The sequence below is a fragment of the Streptomyces sp. PTL18 genome (assembly GCF_059510295.1).
The window spans coordinates 90,608-106,184 of record NZ_JCAJZO010000016.1 but is presented as its reverse complement, the minus strand read 5'-3'; the positions used below and the strand labels follow the sequence as shown (position 1 = coordinate 106,184).

Here is a 15,577-nt window from a genome sequence, read left to right as displayed (position 1 = left end):
CGGCCGGTGGGAAGGACGGCATGGCAACCGAGCCGCGTTGGGACAAGGCCTGGCCGTTCGAGACGGTTGAGGCCCTGGTGGCCGATTTCGGCGGTGACCTGCCCGACGTCACCGGGGCACGACTGGCCGCCGAGGAGTTTCTGCGACGGCTGGCCCGGGCTTCCCCTCCGACGAGTCCCGAGTACTGGAACGACATCCTGCTGGTGGTCGACGAGCTGGCGGCGAACGCCGTCCAGTACGCGCCCGGGCCGTTCGGCCTGCGGATGCGTCCCACGTACGACGGCGTCCATGTGACGCTCCACGACACCAGTACGACGCCTCCCGCGCCGCGTCCCTTCAAACCGGGCCAGAGCGGAGGCATCGGATGGCACCTGGTGCACACGCTGTGCCACCAGGTGAGCGTGGTCGTCCAGCCGGACGGCAAGGACGTGCACGTCTTCCTGCCCTGGTAGGGCGCGGGCCCCTTTCGAAACCCCGGTCCGCTCCCCACCGAGCCGGAAGCCGCCCGCGGAAGCGTCGGCCGGGTCGACGCTGAGCGCGGGGCCGTTCGTGGGGTCAGGCCGCCTTCCATCGCGACCTGGAACCCTCCGGGGCGGTACGTGCGGCGACCCGCGTGTCCTCGGCCTTCTGCGCCGTGGTCTGTGCCGCGGGCTTCTGGGGGGCCTGCGACCCGGTGTCGGCGCCGTCCGCGCCCTCCGGGGAGGAGCGGGGCACAGCGCGCAGTCGGCGGTGTGCCGCACCGCGGGCCTTCCTGGTGCCACCCGGGGTGAGCAGGCGCTCCTCGTATCTGCCGAGCGCCAGCACGAGGCACAGCATGGACACCGGCATGAGCAGGGCTACGGCGATCATGTGGGCTCCTTCACAGGCGTCCCGTTCCGCGTTGCCCGGCTTCGCCCTCGGAAACACGGATCAGCCAAGTGGCACGAGCACGCTGACGGTCTTGCCGTCGGCGCGAGGCTCTATGGCGATGTCGCGCGCCAGCTTGATGATCAGCGGCCAGCCGAACCCGCCGCGGTCCTGCCTGTTCGGAAGCTCGCCCGTGCCGAACGCGACGGAGGGGACGTCGGGGCTGCAGTCGTGCACGACGAGCCGGACGCCCTCCCGCGTCGGGACGGCCTCGAAACCCGCGAGCCCGCCCCCGTGGCGGATGGCGTTGGCGACCAGTTCCGAGGTGACCAGCAGCAGGTCGGTGACGGCCTGCTCGGCCGGCCGCACGGGCGCGGAGTCCCAGTGACGGCGGACGACCGCGAGCACGTACGCGCGAGCCGTGGCCGCGCTCGTCACCGGGGCCCCGGGCGGGGTCGGATCGCTTCGGCGCACACCGTCGGGCGTGTGCCCGTGCTGTGGGCGCACGAGGGCGCCGGTCCGGCGCTCGTCGGCGGCTTGCGGGTTCCCGCCCTCCCGCGGGGAAAGGTCCATCGGCTTCATCGCACGGGGAAGGAGTCGGGCAGGCCTGCGGGTCCCGTGCCGTCACGAAGACGGCACCGGGCCTCCATGAGGAGGGACGGCGGGATGTGGTGTGGTTCATTCATCGATCCACGCATACCCGCCCGCGGACGAGCCATGAGTGCGAAAAAATGCCCGGCGCCTGATCTGCCGGCCCCGGCAGATCAGGCGGATGCCTCGGTCGACCGATCCGGGCGCGGCAACGGGCCGGTGCCGAAGGCTCAGGCGGCCGATCCCGAAGGCTCAGGCGGCTGATCCCGAGGGCTCAGCCGGCCAGTGCGGAGGCGAGCTCGCCGGCGGCCTCGACGAGTTCGGCGTCGTGTTCCGCGAGCAGTTGGCGCAGTACGCCCCGGTCGGCACGTACTGCGCGGCGGGCGGCGCGCTCCCACCCCACATAGTCCTGGGGGTAGTTGAGCAGTTTGGGATAGACGATGGCAGTGCTCTCCCACTGGTGTGCGTCGGCGATGCTCCTCAGCAGGCGGAGGATCTCCGCACGGCAGGTCACCTGAGGAAGGCGGGCCAGCTCCCACAGGAACGGGACCGTGGCCGCCGTGGCCTGGTCGACGACGAAGCCGTACTGGCAGATGCGCTCCCGCAGATGGCCGAGTGCCGCCAGGGCGGTGGGTTCGTCGCCCCGGGCGACGTCGTGGAGCAGGACCGGGATGGCCTCGGCGGAGCCGCTGGAGTCCTTGATGGAGTCCCACGGCACGTGCCCCAGGTCCTTCAGTGGTGTGGCCATTTCCACTCCCGCAACAGTGTGGGGCCAAGAACGACACGACATTGCTACGGCACGGCATCGCTCTGATGCGACGTCAGCACGCGGACGTCTGTGAAGCGATGGACGCCGCCGCTATTATCCACGGAGTCAGTACCGTCGTGCAATTGCACGGGAAATTGCACGACGGACAGCGGAAGGAGACTGTGGTGCCTTCAGTGCCGAACGGAGTGCAGGCGGGCTCGCTGGAGGCCCGCTGGATCAAGAGCGGGCACAGCAACGCCGAGGGCAACTGTGTCGAGCTGGCCCGCCTGGCCGACGGGGCCATCGCGGTGCGCAACTCTCGCGATCCGGAAGGGCCCGCGCTCGTGTACACGCCCGCCGAGGTCGCCGCGTTCCTGGCCGGCGCCAAGGAAGGGGAGTTCGATCATCTGGTGTGACGGATCCGTTCGCTTCGGTTCTGCCGTCCACTGCGACGGGGCGTGAGGAAATGCGATAATGCGGGCCTGAAGTCTGTCGGCCTGCTGGGAGTCAGGATGTCCGCCTCGTCGCACCGCGTCTCCCGTCTCGAACCGTATCTCAGCCGGACCGAGCCCGCGCCGACTCTTCTGAAGATGCTGGTCGGCGTACAGTTGGCGGGCATGCGTGAGGACGCCGGCCTCTCCCAGGAACAGGCGGCGCGGGCGCTCGGTTTCAGTCCGGCGAAGCTGTCACGCATCGAGGCCGGCAAGGGCCGCAAGCCGCCCACGGAAGACGACGTACGGGCACTGCTGCGGCTGTACCGGGCGGACGGCCACGAGGCGTCGGTGCTGGTGCAGTTGCTGCGTCGGGCCGGTGAGCCGGGCTGGTGGCAGCGCTACGACAAACGGCTGATGCCCGAGTGGTTCGACCGCCTGGTCGGGCTGCAGGAGGCGGCCACGGCGATCCGTACCTTCGAGATCCAGTACGTACCCGGGCTGTTGCAGACCCCGGCCTACACCCGGGCCGTGGTGGAGCGTGGTCTTCCGACGGCGTCGGCCGCCGAGGTGGAGCGCCGGGTGGAGCTGCGGATGCGGCGGCGGGAGCTGCTGTCGCGTCCGGACGCGCCTCAGCTGTGGGCCGTCGTCGACGAGTCGGTGCTGATGCGGGTGCTGGGCGGCCGCGAGGTGATGCGCGAGCAGCTCGAGCACCTGGTGGAGATGGCGCAGCGTCCGCAGGTGACCCTGCAGGTCGTGCCGTTGGACGTGACGAACGCGTCGGCCCCGGCCATCCCGGTCACCTACCTGCGCTTCGCCGGCGTGGACCTGCCGGACATCGTCTACCTGGAGCACATCAGGAGCGCCAACTTCCTGGAGGACCGGGACGAGACGGAGGAGTACCGCGTGGTCCTGGACCGGCTCGCGGACGAGGCCCTCGACCCGCGCCAGTCGCTGGCCCTGTTGGGCAGGACGCTCAGGGAGCGCTACCCGGCCGGGTGACCCGGGGACGTGGGCTCCGGCGCACGCCCCGGTGCGGGTGGCCGTCAGCGGATCCGGCCCACTCCTCCGAACTCGATCCACTCCTGGGTGAGCTGACGGGGGGCGACCTCGGAGTCCGGCCGCCAGGTGGAGACCTCCACCAGACCGGGTTCGAGCACGTCCATCCCTTCGAACCAGGCCTCCACGTCCTTCTCCTGACGCACGCGACCCCAGTTTCCCTGCGTGACACGGTCCATGAAGTCGGTGACGAAGTCCCGGACCTCGGCGTCCTCGCTGACGAGCTGGCACATCACCGCGAAGCTGCCGGGCACGAGCCGCTCGGCCACCCGGCGGACCAGGGCCGGCGGTCCCTCGGTCTCGCTGTCCGGGATGCAGTGCATCACCGAGTTGAAGAGGACGGCGACCGGCTGCGCGAAGTCGATCAGGCGCCGGGTCTCCGGGTGGGTGAAGATCGTCTCCGTGTCCCGCATGTCGGCCCGGATCACGACCGTGCGCTCGTCCTGCTCCAGCAGGGCCCTGCCGTGCACCAGGACCATCGGGTCGTTGTCGACGTACACCACGCGGGACGCGGGGTCGATGCGCTGGGCGACCTGGTGGACGTTGTCCTGGGTGGGCAGTCCGGATCCGTGGTCGAGGAACTGGCGGATGCCGTACTCCTCAGCCAGCGTCCGCACGACCCGCTGCAGGAACCGTCGGTTGTTCAACGCGAGGGCGCGCGTGCTGGGGACGACCTTGTCGAGCTCTTCACACGCGGCCCGGTCGACCGCGTAGTTGTCCTTGCCGCCCAGGTAGTGGTCGTACATACGGGCGGCCGTCGGCACCGTGGCGTCGATCGACGTGGACAACCGCCTGCCAGACCGCATCGTTCCCCCAGCTCCGGGCCGTGCCGTCGAACCGGCTCGACGGGCAGACCATCCTAGGGAACCCGTGTCCCCCCGTGCCAGTCCCGAACGAAGTACACCGCGCCAACTCCGCTACCCCACCCTGGTGTTGCGGAAGAGAGGCGGCGGGACTGCTGCGGCCAGGGCGTAGTGTCCCTCCGGGTCCAGGTGCAGCCAGTCGCCGACCTGGAGACCGGGCTCGATCCGCCGGGGGTTGCCGGGGTCGCGCACGGCGAGGCCGAAGTCGGCGACCGCGTCGAAGCGTCCGCGGACCCGGCTCCAGGCGTTGACCGCCTGCCGGGTCGCCTCCCTGAGGCCGTACATCGGCAACGACACGGGCGCGGAACCACCCGGGAACGGCAGCGGACCCGACGGCGCCCACCGCGAGTACAGCGCGTCCGACCTCACCTACCGCCGAGTCCCGCCCCCCCGAAGAAGGCCCGCCACCCCTCCCGTTCGGGGCGGCGGGCCGGGCCGGCCCGGTCAGTGGGCGGGCCAGCCGTCCAGGTGGCGGTGGAGGGTGACGGTGGGCCCCTCGTGCCCCTTCGGGGCGTTCGCGACCGCGTCGTGCAACACGGTGTTCACCTCTGCGGCCAGGGCGTCGGCGCGCGCCCTCAGGTCGGTGGCCGGAAGTGTGGAGCGGGTCAGCGCGTCCAGCCGGCGGTGGATGTCGGCGAGCCGCCGCTGGGTCTCCGCGTCAAGCGTGAAGGCCCGGGGCGTGGAGACGACGAACTGGTAGGCCCCGGCGAGGGTCTGGCAGCCGTCGCAGTGCTCGTTGACCGCGTCACCCCGGTTGACCGCGGTCAGATGCGTGTGCTCCCCGGCCATCGTGACGATCTGGAAGGACAGCGCGACCGAACGGCAGTGGTCGTCGACCGAGCAGCCCACCCCGACGGCGTTCGCCTGGTTGCGTACGCTCGCGGCGTCGACCGTGCCGAACTGGCGCACGGTGAAGGAGTCCCTGGTCTGCGTGTGGTGCCGGACGTCGGCGCGGCTGAACGTCTGGTCGGCGGCGACCGCGGTGTGGTGCGGCAGCCCGGTCGCCGCCTGTGCCGGGACGGCCGTCGCGAGTCCGGCCGCCCCCGCGGCGAACAGCCCGACGCGGACGGCGCGCCTGGTGAAGACGGACTGCGGACGGGGTTTGCGATGCTGGTTCATATGGTCTCCCGCTGGAGTGGTGTCGTTGGACCCCGGGCCCTGGCCGGGGCGATCAGGAGTGGGTGGGCGAAGGCGATCCGGCCGGCGGCGTGCTGGAACCGACGGGCACGGACGGGCTGGCGGCCGGGGACGACGACGCGGCCGGCGACCCGGAGGCGGAACCCGCGGGCGAGGAGGCGGGCGGCTGCCCGCTCGCGACCGGACTGCTGGAGGGCCGGCCGACCGTGCCCTGCGGTGACGCGTCGGATTCGCTGGGGTGCGGACTCGCCGGAGCCGAGGGTCCGATCGATGCCGAGGGGTCGGCCGAGGCGCTCGGGTACGCCGTGCCGGACGGCGCGGCGGTGACCTTCGCCGAGGGTGCGGTGGTGTGATGGTCCGGGACCGTGGCGGGGCGGGCGGGCGGAGGCGAGGTGGACACGCCGGGCTGCAGGATCGGGGCGATCGGCGGTTGCTTCGGCAGCGGGCGCGGCGTCAGGCCCGAGACCCAGGCGTAGCTCAGGCCGCCGAGGCCGGCCAGCAGCAGCGCGCACAGCGCCAGACGCAGGCGTGGCCGCCCGGCCGTCGCCCTGACGCCTCCCCGCCACAGGCGTCCGCCGAGCTTCACCGACAGGTAGACCACGCCGGCCATCGGGCACAGCAGCATGACGCAGCCGACCACGCCCATCAGGCCCTCGGCGATCTGCGCGTGCGCGAACGCGCCGCCGGTGCCGAGGAGTTGCTCGGTCAGCGAGCGGATCATCGTGGTGGTGATCCGGGGCAGGTTCCACAGCGCGTAGCCGAGCTCACCGATGATCAGCGGCACCATCGTCAGCACCCAGGCGGCGACGACGGTCCGCGCGGACTTCTTGAGCGCGGCGACCTCGGCGCGCGCCCCGCGCCCAGCGGCCCCCGGGACCAGGCTGAGCAGGATCGGCTTGATCTTGCCGTAGAGGTCGGGGACTCCCGCGAGGTCGCCGAGGATGTAGTAGCCGTCGAGACGTACGGCCGGCATGAGCTGTTCGAGGATCTCGAAGTGGCCGAGATAGACGGCTGCCAGGAAGAAGGCCTGGCCGCTCAGGGCGTAGGCGCCTGCCATGGCCAGCATGAAGACGACGTTGAAGTAGACGCCGCCGAGGTCGGTGCGGAGCCGGCCGACCCTGCCGATGCGGTAGACATCGGTGACGTCCGTGTACATCGAGGGCCAGATGAGGAACAACCCGCAGCCGATGCAGCCGGGCCGGGCCCCGCCGTAGCGGCAGGCGGAGGCGTGGCCGAACTCGTGGAAGACCAGGGACGCCACGGTGAGCACGAACACGACGAGCAGAAGGACCGGCTGGTCCAGCACCTGCAGCACGGGGGTGATCGCGCCGAAGAACGCGAACAGCCACACGTCCAGGACGGCGATGCCGGCGAGTACGGCCGCCACGACCACGGGGCGGTGCAGCCAGGCGAGAGCGCGGGCGATCCTGGCCACCCGCCGCTCGTCGAACAGCACACGGTGGCCCTTGAGCGCGAGGAGCAGGTCCGACCGGGGCGCGGAGACCTGGTCGTCCTCCTGGCCCTCGGGAACCGTCACGCCGAGCGGGTCCAGCTTGTTCTCGATCAGATAGCGGATGTTGTCCGCGCTGACCTCGCGTCCGAACCGGGCGCTGACCCGGTGGGCGATCGTCTCGGTGTCGCGGCTGCCGTCGATCGACGAGGCGACCAGATGGAGCAGCCGCGTGAGCTGCACGACCTGTCCGTCTCCCCGGCGGGCGATGTACCTCGGCTCGGTGAACCCCGACCCCTGGTACTCGCCGTGCAGTCGGAGCCCCGCGCTGAGCCGCGGTACGAGCGGCGCGTCAGGGCCGACGGTGGCGAGGCCGCCGGTGGCGACCTGCTCGTACGTCACCGGGATTCCCCCGGGTCCCGGCACCGGTCCGGTGTCGTACAGTGCCGCGGCGTTGTCCCCCAGCAGCGTCATGTGCGCCTTTCCTCCCCCCCGTGCGGACCGCGCCTGCCCCCGGCGCGGTCCGCTGAACGTGCCCTCGTGGAACGGGGGTTACTGGTGGATCGTGATGGACTGCGTGGCCTGGGACTCGGCGAGCGACCACGCGGAGTGGTCGTTGAGCGCGGCCGACTCGTTGTGCGCGGAGACGTTGGCGATGTGCTTGGTGACGTTCACCGTCTTGCCGAAGCTGAACTTCAGCCGGCCCAGGGCCTCGCGGCCCGGCAGCAGCTCCGCGGACTCGGCGTCCAGCTCGTGGGCGTTCATGCTCATGGCGTGTCCTTTCCGAAAGACAGTCGTTGTACGGCGTGGTGTGGCCGGGCGGACGCGGATCGCCGCCCGGCCGATATGGGGTGACAAGTCGTCAGGTGTTGCCGCCCGGTGGTGGTACCGCCGCGGCGAGCGGAGGTGTGGTGAGGTGTCGCCGCGGCGGTATCGGGTGCCGCACGGTGCCGGGGCGCCGGGCCGTGCGGCACCGGATCACTGGGTGATGTTGATGGCCTGGGCGGCGCCGGAGTCCGCCACCGACCACAGGGAGTGGTCGTTGAGCGCGGCCGACTCGTTGTGCGCGGCGACGTTGGCGACGTGCTTGGTGACGTTCACCGTCTTGCCGAAGCTGAACTTCAGCCGGCCCAGGGCCTCGCGGCCCGGCAGCAGCTCGGCGGACTCGGCGTCCAGCTCACGCGGATCCATCATGGTCGATTCCCCCTCGGGATTCGGAATGCGGTGCCGTCGGACACGGTCAGGTCCCCCCGGATCGTGTCCAACTCCGTCGGACGGGCTGTCCAACGAGATTGGACACTACGGGCCGAGACCGGTGTGACGCAAGCGGTTCGGGAGAACACCTTCCGTCACGCACCCAAGTCGCCCCTAGAATGATCCGACGCGGAAGAGTTCCGCCCGGCGGCGAGCAGGAAGTGACCATCGGTGGCCAACGCACTGCAGCAGATCATCCGCGACCGGCTGGACAGTGAGCGCTGGTCGTACGGCGACGTGGCCCGCCGTGGAGGCATTCCCCGCTCGACGGTGCACCACCTCGCCACGACCGACCACATGGCGCGGATGCCACAGCCGGCCACCCTCGAGGGGCTGGCCCAGGGCCTGGGGCTGCCGTTGGACACGATCCGACGGGCCGCCGCCGAGGCCTGCGGCATCCACCTCTACGCCCCCGCCGCCGAACCTGCGCCCGTCTCCAAGGCCTCCGGCGACCCCGAGGTGGACGTCCTCATCGCCAGTGTGCAGCGCCTGTCCGCCGAGGACCGTCGTCATGTCGCGGCGCTCGTGGAGTCACTGCTCGGCCGGTCCTCGGACGCGCCCTGAGCCCAGCCCCCGGAGGAGCACCGGTACGGCGGGCGGACTCCCGCCCCACCGGTCACTTGCACCAGAAGACGTCACTTCCGCCCGAACACACGTGATCCGCCGCTAGTCTCTCCTCCTGCCTGGGGCCCCGTGAGCCGCACGCCTCAGGTCCTCTGGGGGGAATCTTGCTCTTCGTACACGGCGGCCCCACCACCGCCATCGTCAAGGGACCGACGGGAGAGTCCGTGGTCCTGCTCTCCGGCGAACTGCCGGCCGACCTCACCGACGCCGCCCTCGGTGAACTCCTGGATCTCGCGGCGGCCGTGCTCAGCGAGGAGGAACTGGCCCTCTTCGACCAGTGCCTCGCCCTGCTACGCCGCGGTGAGGGCCCCACGCCGCAGCGCATCGAGATCAACGGGGCCGCGCTCACCGTCTACCGCGAATGAGCCAGGCCGGAACCGCCAAGCACCCGGTCGCACCCGGTTCCCGAACAGGTGTCCTGACGGGCTTCCCTCAGGACGGACTACGTCACCTGCAGGAAGCGGCGGACGGCGCCGCCTGCGGGAAGCGGCGGACGGCGTGCAGTTCCCGCTCGTCGAACTCCTCCTCCGCCGCGACCAGCCGATCGATCAGCGGACCGAAGAAGGACCAGCTCGGTTGCACGTCCACGGCCGCCCTTCGCGGTTCCGCCCGGCACCGCACCCCCACCACTTCCGGAGTCCGACGCAGCCAGGGCGACTGTTCATGGCCTTTCGGAGAAACTGCTCGTCGCGCCAAGGGGACAGCCGCCGGCGATCTCCCGGGGGGCAGCCCCCCCCCCATCCGGCAGCCGTCGGTCCTCGGCAGCAGGGTCAGGGCAGGGCGATGCTGTCCAGCTTCCCCGCCTTGGCGTCGTCGATCAGTGAGGAGAACTGGTCGGCGCTCATCTGAACGCGCTGGCCGAAGTCGTCGGTCAGAACGATCCGTCGGTCGGCCGAGGCATTCGGGTCGACGAACAATTGCGGACAGCCGCAGTTGCAGTTTCCACAGAACGTGGCGACGGGCTCCAGCGCGCTGAGGTCGGTCATGCTTCTCCACCTCCATGAGGGTGCGGCTCACCGGCGTCCGGATCGGTCGCCGCGGGCACTGCCCGGGAGATACCCGGCGCGGTAGGGACGGACGCGAGCTCTGGCTGCGTGCCGGAGGCATGGCGACCGGCACGCGTGCTGTCGTGCTCCGTCGCCTGGTCGTGGGTGTGCTGGGCCTGGCCGCAGCGGCATTCGCCATCCTGCGGGGCCACGCCACCGGGGCTCGGCCCGAGTGATCCACCGGGCCTCGGCCCAGGTAAGGGAAGACGCGTCCCGTTCCGTCGACGGCTTTTTTCGTCGACGGGACGCACGCCTTTCAGTGCCCTGCGCTCCGGGCCCTTCGGGCTGCGGTGAACAGGACGACGCGGTGACCGCGACCAACATCGGCTCCAGGTGTACCTGTACGCGGGAGCCGTCGTCCACCAGCCCGCAACGGCACCAGCCAACCGGCGGTGACCGGTTCGACGCAATGACTTCTGCCCGGCCGGGGCACGGGGCGATCCGTCCTCGGCCACGATCACGACCTTCTCCGGGGCGGCGTTGCCCTCCGCGACTGCTGTCACCCGCGGTTCGCGGCGCGACGGTACACCGCCGAGTCACGGATGATCCGCCGCGCCATGGTGAGCGACAACTGTGATCGGCTCAGACGGCGGTTGTCGCCCCCGCCGCGAAGTCCGTGCCACCGGCCGTTGGATCGCACCCGTCGCGAAGGACCCGGGCATCCACAAGGAGGCCCTGCGCGGGTGGGTGCGCCAGGCTGAGGCGGACGCCGGCGAGCGTGACGACCGGCTGACCACCGCCGAGCAGGGAGAAGTCGGTGGCGTGCAGGCCGTTCTTCGCGGCGAACCCGGCGCCGAGCAGATCGGGGGCGGCGCCGCTGTCCCGGAAACCGGGCGAGCGGGGGACACGCGGGTTTCCGGAGCGGGGGACGGGTGGGACGACGCTGGACGAGGGGTGGCTGGAACCTACCGCTCGCGGACCGGCCGGGTACGTCCCGAAGACCGTCGGTTCTCGCCCGCCCGGCCCGGAGCCTCTGCGCCGTGCGCGGTGTCCCTGCTGGTGGTTCCGGCGGCCCGCAGCGGCGCGCACGACGCCAGGACGATCGGTGAGCGCCTACGGAAGCGAGCGCCCGCACGCGCGGATCCGCATGCTGCCGACGGCGACCCACCACACGCTGCCGCTCGCCCATGCGCGGAAGATCGAACCACTCGTCCTCGGCTTCCTCCGCTGAGCGCCGTCCGCCGCCGCCACCCGCCGGCGTGACGGGCCGTGAGCCATGCACATCGGCCGGTGGCCGGTCGTCCCGCCGCCCGGGGACGAGACCTACAAGGAGCTGATCCCGCGCACCTCGCTCACACCGTGGCTGGTCCGCGCCTCGCGGAGGTGGGAGCGTCGGGCCTCAGTGCTGGCCGCGCTCGGCCTGCTCGCGCAGGAACGTGCTGATCTGGCCGGCCAGGGTCTCGGAGACGCCGTCGGCTCGGGCAGCCGTGCCCGGCAGGCCGTCCGGGACGGTCAGGTCGCCGGACCACAGATACCGGTCGATCCATTCGTCGTCCGCCTTCAGCTGCACCTGAATGTCCACAAGGCTCAGAGCGGACTCCGGGGCGGCGGCGTACAGGACGGCGGTCGCACGGCGCAGCGGATAGACGTCGAAGCCCTCGATGAAGTGCGAGTTGCGCCAGTCGAGAAATGCGCTCTCCCCGTCGGGGCCGGTCCTGACGTCGAGTTGACCGTCTTCCAGATGAATGCCGACCGGTTGTGCCGCCCGGTTTTCCACGGTCACACGGAAGCGGAAATAGATGAGGCCCTCGGCCGCCTCGTCACGTCCGCGCGGCGGCTCCGCCTTTTCCAGCCCGTGGACGCGGAGGCGCAGACCGGCATGCTCGTCCGCGCATTCCTGCCAGTCGCCGATCACATGGGGCTCGTGCACGGTCCACCTCTCCACTTCCGGCCATGTTCCTATCCGCGCCCGCAACAAAGTGTCAAATGCAAGCAAGATCCGGCGGCCGATGGATTTGCCCGGCTAGATCACCGATCAAGCCGTGCCCAGCATGAATCGCTTCAGGGCCGTGGGAAAGGCGATCGCGTACGTGTCGCACATCACGTGCGCGTCAGGCCGGGCGCGGGTCCCCCGGGCCGCTGGCAGACTGCACGTCATGGCCCCGATCACGCCCGCCCGCGCCCTTCTTCTCCTCGTCACCGGGCTGGTCTGCCTGACCACCGCGAGCGGTGCCCTCGTCGGCTCCCTCTTCGGCGGCGCGTGGGTCGCCCTGGTGGCCGCGGTGTGCGCGGGCACCGCGGGCGCACTCGGCGCGCTTTTCTTCCGCCGGCGCGCGCTGGCGCACTTCGCCGCGGCACGGCGGCAGGCGGGGATACGCGGCTACGCGGAGGGGATGGCACACGGGGTGCTGGTGCACGTCGCCGCGTACGAGGCCGCGGTCTTCCCCCGTACGGGCCCCCTCGGGGTCACCCGGAAGGAGCTTGTCGCACGGCGCGCCCTCGCCTATCGGATGGCCGCCCTGGACGAGGTGCCCCAGCCGGTCCGGGAAGCTGCGGCGGACGCGCTGGCGGTGCTCGACGCGGCCGACCGCGTCCGCGCCGAGGAAGCCCTCGCCCGACTCGCCTTCGCGGTTCGGGAACAGTACGCCCGCCCCTGACCCCGCGATCACGACCCGCCTGCGATTGAACAAGGTCACGCCGTCCCGACGTAGCAGAGGTCATGGCAGCATGCAGGGGCACGGACGGCTCGGACGCGACATACGACCCGGGGGCGCGGACGATGACGTACGACCAGCAGTCGCCCGTCACATCCGGCGACGACGGGCCCCCGGGGCCGGCCGGCACGCCCTCCCGGGCGGACTTCGACGGCCCGGACAGCTGGGCGGGACTGCGGCGGCACCGGCGGCCGCTGCTCGTGCTCGCGGTGTGCGCGCTGCTGGTCCAGATGGCGTTCGCCATGGCCACCACCGCGGTACGGCAGACCCCGACCATCGACGAACCGGTGTACGTCGGCACGGCCGTCGTGTACGTGCGGGAGCACAGTCTGCGCTTCAATCCCGAGCATCCACCGCTGGGCAAACTGATCATCGCGACCGGCACGGTCTTCGCACGCCCCCATCTCAAGCCTGGTTTCCAGGGTGATCAGGGCCGGTTGGGACGGCGGCTGCTGTACGAGTCGGGCAACGATCCATGGCGGGTGATGTTCTGGGCCCGGCTGCCGGTGATGGTGGTGACGCTGCTGTTCGGGCTGGTGGTGTTCGGCTTCGCTCGCGAACTGACCGGTCCTGTCGGCGGGTTGGCGGCGCTGGCCCTGTACACGTTCTCGCCCGACCTGATCACGAACGGCTCCTTGGCCACCCTGGATGTGCCCGCGGCGGGGTTCGTGGTGACGGCGGCCTGGATGGTGTGGCGGGCGCGGCGGCGGCCGCTGCCGTATCTGCCGCTCGCCGGGGTGGCGTCGGGGGCGGCCGTGGCCACGAAGATGAGCACGCTGCCGGCGGTGCCGGTCCTGCTGGTGCTCGCCGGCTGGTCGTACTGGCAGGCGCGGGGCGCCGGCGCGCCCCGGCTGCGGCGTGCGGCGTGTGCCGCGGCGGCGGCGGTGGGGGTCGCGCTGGTCCTCGTCGGAGTGGTGTGGGCCGTCTATGTCGCGGTCGATCCCCGGCTGCGGTGGACGGCACCCGCGCACACGCCCGCGGTGCGCGGTCTGCGGGCCCTGCTCATCGAGGTGTTGCCGTTCCCCGAGCCCTACCGCGACGGTATGCGGATCCAGTTCGGGTTCGAGGGCGCGCAGTGGCAGGGCTATCTGTTCGGCCGGGTCTACACCGGCAACCGGTGGCACTACCTGCCGGCGGCGCTGCTGGTGAAGACGCCGCTCGGCATGCTCGCGCTGTGGCTCGGCGGTGCGGTGGCCATGGCGGCGGTGCCCCGGCTGCGCCCGGCCGCCCCGTATGTGCTGCTGGTGCCGGGGGTACTGCTGGCCGCGGCCATGCAGGGCTCACGTGACCTCGGCGTGCGTTATGCGATCTTCGTTCCGGTGTTCCTGTCCGTCGCGGCGCCCTGTGTGCTCGCGCTGCGGCGACGGTGGGTGTACGCGGCGACGACGGTCCTGGTCGCGTTCGTGGCGGTCAGCTCGCTGCGGACGTATCCGTACTATCTGCCGTACTCCAACGAGGCGTTCGGCGGACCCGCGAAGACGCACCTCATGCTGCACGACTCGAACGTCGACTGGGGTCAGGACCTCGGACGGCTGGCGGACCGGCTGCGCGAGCGGTACCCGGGCGAGAAGAGCGTCTGGCTCGTCTACAAGGGCAGCGGAGTGCCCTCCTGGTACGGCATCGACGGGCGCGACCCGCTGAAGGTGCCCCCGGGCCGCGTGCACGGGCTGCTCGTCGTGTCGGACACGTCGGTCGCCAAGGCCGGTGACCGGCTGAAGCGGCTGATCCGCGGCAGCAGGGCGATCGACGACGTCGGTCACTCCGTCACGATCTTCCGGCGGCCCTAGTTCCCCGGAGGGTCGGGGGCCAGGACCGGATCTGATCCGGACAGCGAGGCCCCGTTCGGGGGAAAACGGCCCGCCGAGACGCGTGAGGGGGTGCGGTGGTGTCACAACTCACCCGTGAGACTACCGCTGATCGCCCCCATGCTCGCCTGTCCCGGAACACTGCCCCCCGCCGGGCAGGACGCGCAGTGGGCGTACGAGACCAAGCAGGACGGCCAGCGGGTGGTGGTCTATCTTCCCGGTGACGGCGGCGTGGAGCTACGGGCCCGCTCGGGCGAGGTCATCACCGGCGCGTACCCCGAACTGCGCCCGCTGGGCGGCGTGCTGGGCGCCGCGGCCGCGGTGCTCGACGGGGAGGTGGTGGCGCCCGACGAGCGGGGGCGAGGTGATTTCCAGCGGCTGCAGTCCCGGATGGGCCTTGCCCACTCCCCCGCGCTGGCGGCGCGCCGCGCCGCGCAGATCCCGGTGCATCTGGTGCTGTTCGACGTGATGTTCCTGCGCGGTGAGCGCCTCCTCGCCCTCCCCTACGCCCGACGGCGGCAGCTGCTGGAGGGGCTGGCGCTGGCCGGGGCCAGCTGGTCGACGCCGGGCGCGATCGTCGGCCACGGGGCGCGGGCGCTGGAGGCGACCCGGGAGGCGGGTCTGGAGGGGCTGGTGTGCAAGCGGCTCGACTCGGTCTACGAGCCGGGGGTGCGGTCCCGTTCCTGGATCAAGATCCGCAATGTGCGGGCCGTCGATGTGATCGTCGCCGGCTGGCTGCCCGGACGTGGACGGCTACGGGGACTGCCGGGGGCCTTGCTGCTGGGGCAGCGGGACGAGGCAGGGCGGCTGCGTTATGTCGGGCGGGTGGGCACCGGCTGGAGCGAGGGCGAGCGGGCCGAACTCGCCCGGCTGCTGGATGCGGTGAAGAGCACACGGTGCCCGTTCGAGCGCGATCCACGGGTGGCAGGGGCCCGCTGGGTGCTGCCGAGACTGGTCGGTGAGGTCCGCTACAGCACGCGTACCCGGTCGGGGCTGCTCAGACAACCCTCGTGGCTGCGGCTGCGCCCGGACCTGGCGTCGGAGGACTCGGCGGCCGACCTGCCCTGAC

At 71.5% G+C, this 15,577-nt stretch carries 22 protein-coding genes; 9 read left to right on the top strand and 13 right to left on the bottom strand.

The annotated features are described in order from the left end of the window. Window positions 1-20 precede the first annotated feature (20 nt). A complete protein-coding gene (locus tag AC5WS8_RS26535; RefSeq protein WP_388569157.1) occupies window positions 21-452 on the top strand; it encodes an ATP-binding protein in 432 nt (143 codons plus the stop codon). A 103-nt stretch (window positions 453-555) separates the two neighbouring features. Here the strand turns inward: AC5WS8_RS26535 and AC5WS8_RS26530 are convergent, their stop codons facing one another. The 3 genes from AC5WS8_RS26530 to AC5WS8_RS26520 form a co-directional block, all read right to left on the bottom strand. Then, window positions 556-849, bottom strand: a complete 294-nt coding sequence (locus tag AC5WS8_RS26530; RefSeq protein WP_496105980.1) for a hypothetical protein — start codon at window positions 847-849, stop codon at window positions 556-558. A 60-nt stretch (window positions 850-909) separates the two neighbouring features. Then, window positions 910-1,419, bottom strand: coding sequence for an ATP-binding protein (locus AC5WS8_RS26525; protein WP_496105979.1), 510 nt, complete (start codon window positions 1,417-1,419; stop codon window positions 910-912). A 292-nt stretch (window positions 1,420-1,711) separates the two neighbouring features. Beyond that, window positions 1,712-2,185 carry a hypothetical protein gene (locus tag AC5WS8_RS26520; RefSeq protein WP_496105978.1) on the bottom strand — a complete coding sequence of 158 codons (474 nt, stop codon included), beginning with the start codon at window positions 2,183-2,185 and terminating at the stop codon, window positions 1,712-1,714. 185 nt (window positions 2,186-2,370) lie between these two features. Here AC5WS8_RS26520 and AC5WS8_RS26515 point away from each other — a divergent pair, with 185 nt between their 5' ends. Next, window positions 2,371-2,601 (top strand): DUF397 domain-containing protein, encoded by a 231-nt coding sequence (locus AC5WS8_RS26515; protein ID WP_496105977.1) that lies wholly within the window; start codon window positions 2,371-2,373, stop codon window positions 2,599-2,601. Window positions 2,602-2,697: 96 nt separating this feature from the next. After that, window positions 2,698-3,618, top strand: a complete 921-nt coding sequence (locus AC5WS8_RS26510) for a helix-turn-helix domain-containing protein (protein ID WP_496105976.1) — start codon at window positions 2,698-2,700, stop codon at window positions 3,616-3,618. A 44-nt stretch (window positions 3,619-3,662) separates the two neighbouring features. On the opposite strand, the gene AC5WS8_RS26505 is transcribed toward AC5WS8_RS26510, so the two are convergent. The 6 genes from AC5WS8_RS26505 to AC5WS8_RS26480 form a co-directional block, all read right to left on the bottom strand. Beyond that, complete coding sequence (locus AC5WS8_RS26505; protein ID WP_496105975.1) at window positions 3,663-4,481, bottom strand: SAM-dependent methyltransferase; 819 nt, start codon at window positions 4,479-4,481, stop codon at window positions 3,663-3,665. Between the two features lie 111 nt (window positions 4,482-4,592). Then, entirely contained in the window at window positions 4,593-4,835 is a 243-nt protein-coding gene (locus AC5WS8_RS26500; protein WP_496105974.1) for a hypothetical protein, read from the bottom strand. 147 nt (window positions 4,836-4,982) lie between these two features. Beyond that, complete coding sequence (locus AC5WS8_RS26495) at window positions 4,983-5,657, bottom strand: hypothetical protein (protein WP_496105973.1); 675 nt, start codon at window positions 5,655-5,657, stop codon at window positions 4,983-4,985. A 52-nt stretch (window positions 5,658-5,709) separates the two neighbouring features. Then, a complete protein-coding gene (locus AC5WS8_RS26490) occupies window positions 5,710-7,599 on the bottom strand; it encodes a hypothetical protein (protein WP_496105972.1) in 1,890 nt (629 codons plus the stop codon). A 78-nt stretch (window positions 7,600-7,677) separates the two neighbouring features. After that, on the bottom strand, window positions 7,678-7,896 hold the full coding sequence (locus AC5WS8_RS26485) for a hypothetical protein (RefSeq protein ID WP_496105971.1): 219 nt from the start codon (window positions 7,894-7,896) through the stop codon (window positions 7,678-7,680). A 207-nt stretch (window positions 7,897-8,103) separates the two neighbouring features. Then, window positions 8,104-8,319, bottom strand: coding sequence for a hypothetical protein (locus AC5WS8_RS26480; protein ID WP_496105970.1), 216 nt, complete (start codon window positions 8,317-8,319; stop codon window positions 8,104-8,106). A gap of 231 nt (window positions 8,320-8,550) precedes the next feature. Between AC5WS8_RS26480 and AC5WS8_RS26475 the strand changes: the two genes are divergently transcribed. Beyond that, a complete protein-coding gene (locus AC5WS8_RS26475) occupies window positions 8,551-8,943 on the top strand; it encodes a helix-turn-helix domain-containing protein (RefSeq protein ID WP_496105969.1) in 393 nt (130 codons plus the stop codon). 164 nt (window positions 8,944-9,107) lie between these two features. Then, complete coding sequence (locus AC5WS8_RS26470) at window positions 9,108-9,368, top strand: hypothetical protein (protein ID WP_496105968.1); 261 nt, start codon at window positions 9,108-9,110, stop codon at window positions 9,366-9,368. Between the two features lie 82 nt (window positions 9,369-9,450). Here AC5WS8_RS26470 and AC5WS8_RS26465 read toward each other — a convergent pair whose 3' ends face one another. The 3 genes from AC5WS8_RS26465 to AC5WS8_RS26455 form a co-directional block, all read right to left on the bottom strand. Beyond that, window positions 9,451-9,591, bottom strand: coding sequence for a hypothetical protein (locus AC5WS8_RS26465; protein ID WP_496105967.1), 141 nt, complete (start codon window positions 9,589-9,591; stop codon window positions 9,451-9,453). 182 nt (window positions 9,592-9,773) lie between these two features. Continuing rightward, window positions 9,774-9,989: a hypothetical protein gene (locus tag AC5WS8_RS26460; RefSeq protein WP_496105966.1), complete on the bottom strand. Its 216-nt coding sequence runs from the start codon at window positions 9,987-9,989 to the stop codon at window positions 9,774-9,776. 642 nt (window positions 9,990-10,631) lie between these two features. Continuing rightward, on the bottom strand, window positions 10,632-11,078 hold the full coding sequence (locus AC5WS8_RS26455; protein WP_496105965.1) for a hypothetical protein: 447 nt from the start codon (window positions 11,076-11,078) through the stop codon (window positions 10,632-10,634). Window positions 11,079-11,094: 16 nt separating this feature from the next. Between AC5WS8_RS26455 and AC5WS8_RS26450 the strand changes: the two genes are divergently transcribed. Beyond that, window positions 11,095-11,220: a hypothetical protein gene (locus tag AC5WS8_RS26450; RefSeq protein ID WP_496105964.1), complete on the top strand. Its 126-nt coding sequence runs from the start codon at window positions 11,095-11,097 to the stop codon at window positions 11,218-11,220. 168 nt (window positions 11,221-11,388) lie between these two features. Here AC5WS8_RS26450 and AC5WS8_RS26445 read toward each other — a convergent pair whose 3' ends face one another. Further along, window positions 11,389-11,919, bottom strand: a complete 531-nt coding sequence (locus AC5WS8_RS26445; protein ID WP_496105963.1) for a hypothetical protein — start codon at window positions 11,917-11,919, stop codon at window positions 11,389-11,391. A 226-nt stretch (window positions 11,920-12,145) separates the two neighbouring features. On the opposite strand from AC5WS8_RS26445, the gene AC5WS8_RS26440 reads away from it, so the two are divergent. From AC5WS8_RS26440 to AC5WS8_RS26430, 3 genes are all read left to right on the top strand, one after another. After that, the gene (locus AC5WS8_RS26440; RefSeq protein WP_496105962.1) at window positions 12,146-12,646 is read left to right on the top strand and encodes a hypothetical protein; all 501 of its coding nucleotides are present in this window, start codon (window positions 12,146-12,148) and stop codon (window positions 12,644-12,646) included. A gap of 122 nt (window positions 12,647-12,768) precedes the next feature. Continuing rightward, window positions 12,769-14,490 carry a phospholipid carrier-dependent glycosyltransferase gene (locus tag AC5WS8_RS26435; protein WP_496106031.1) on the top strand — a complete coding sequence of 574 codons (1,722 nt, stop codon included), beginning with the start codon at window positions 12,769-12,771 and terminating at the stop codon, window positions 14,488-14,490. A gap of 114 nt (window positions 14,491-14,604) precedes the next feature. After that, window positions 14,605-15,576, top strand: coding sequence for an ATP-dependent DNA ligase (locus AC5WS8_RS26430; RefSeq protein WP_496105961.1), 972 nt, complete (start codon window positions 14,605-14,607; stop codon window positions 15,574-15,576). Window position 15,577 lies beyond the last annotated feature (1 nt).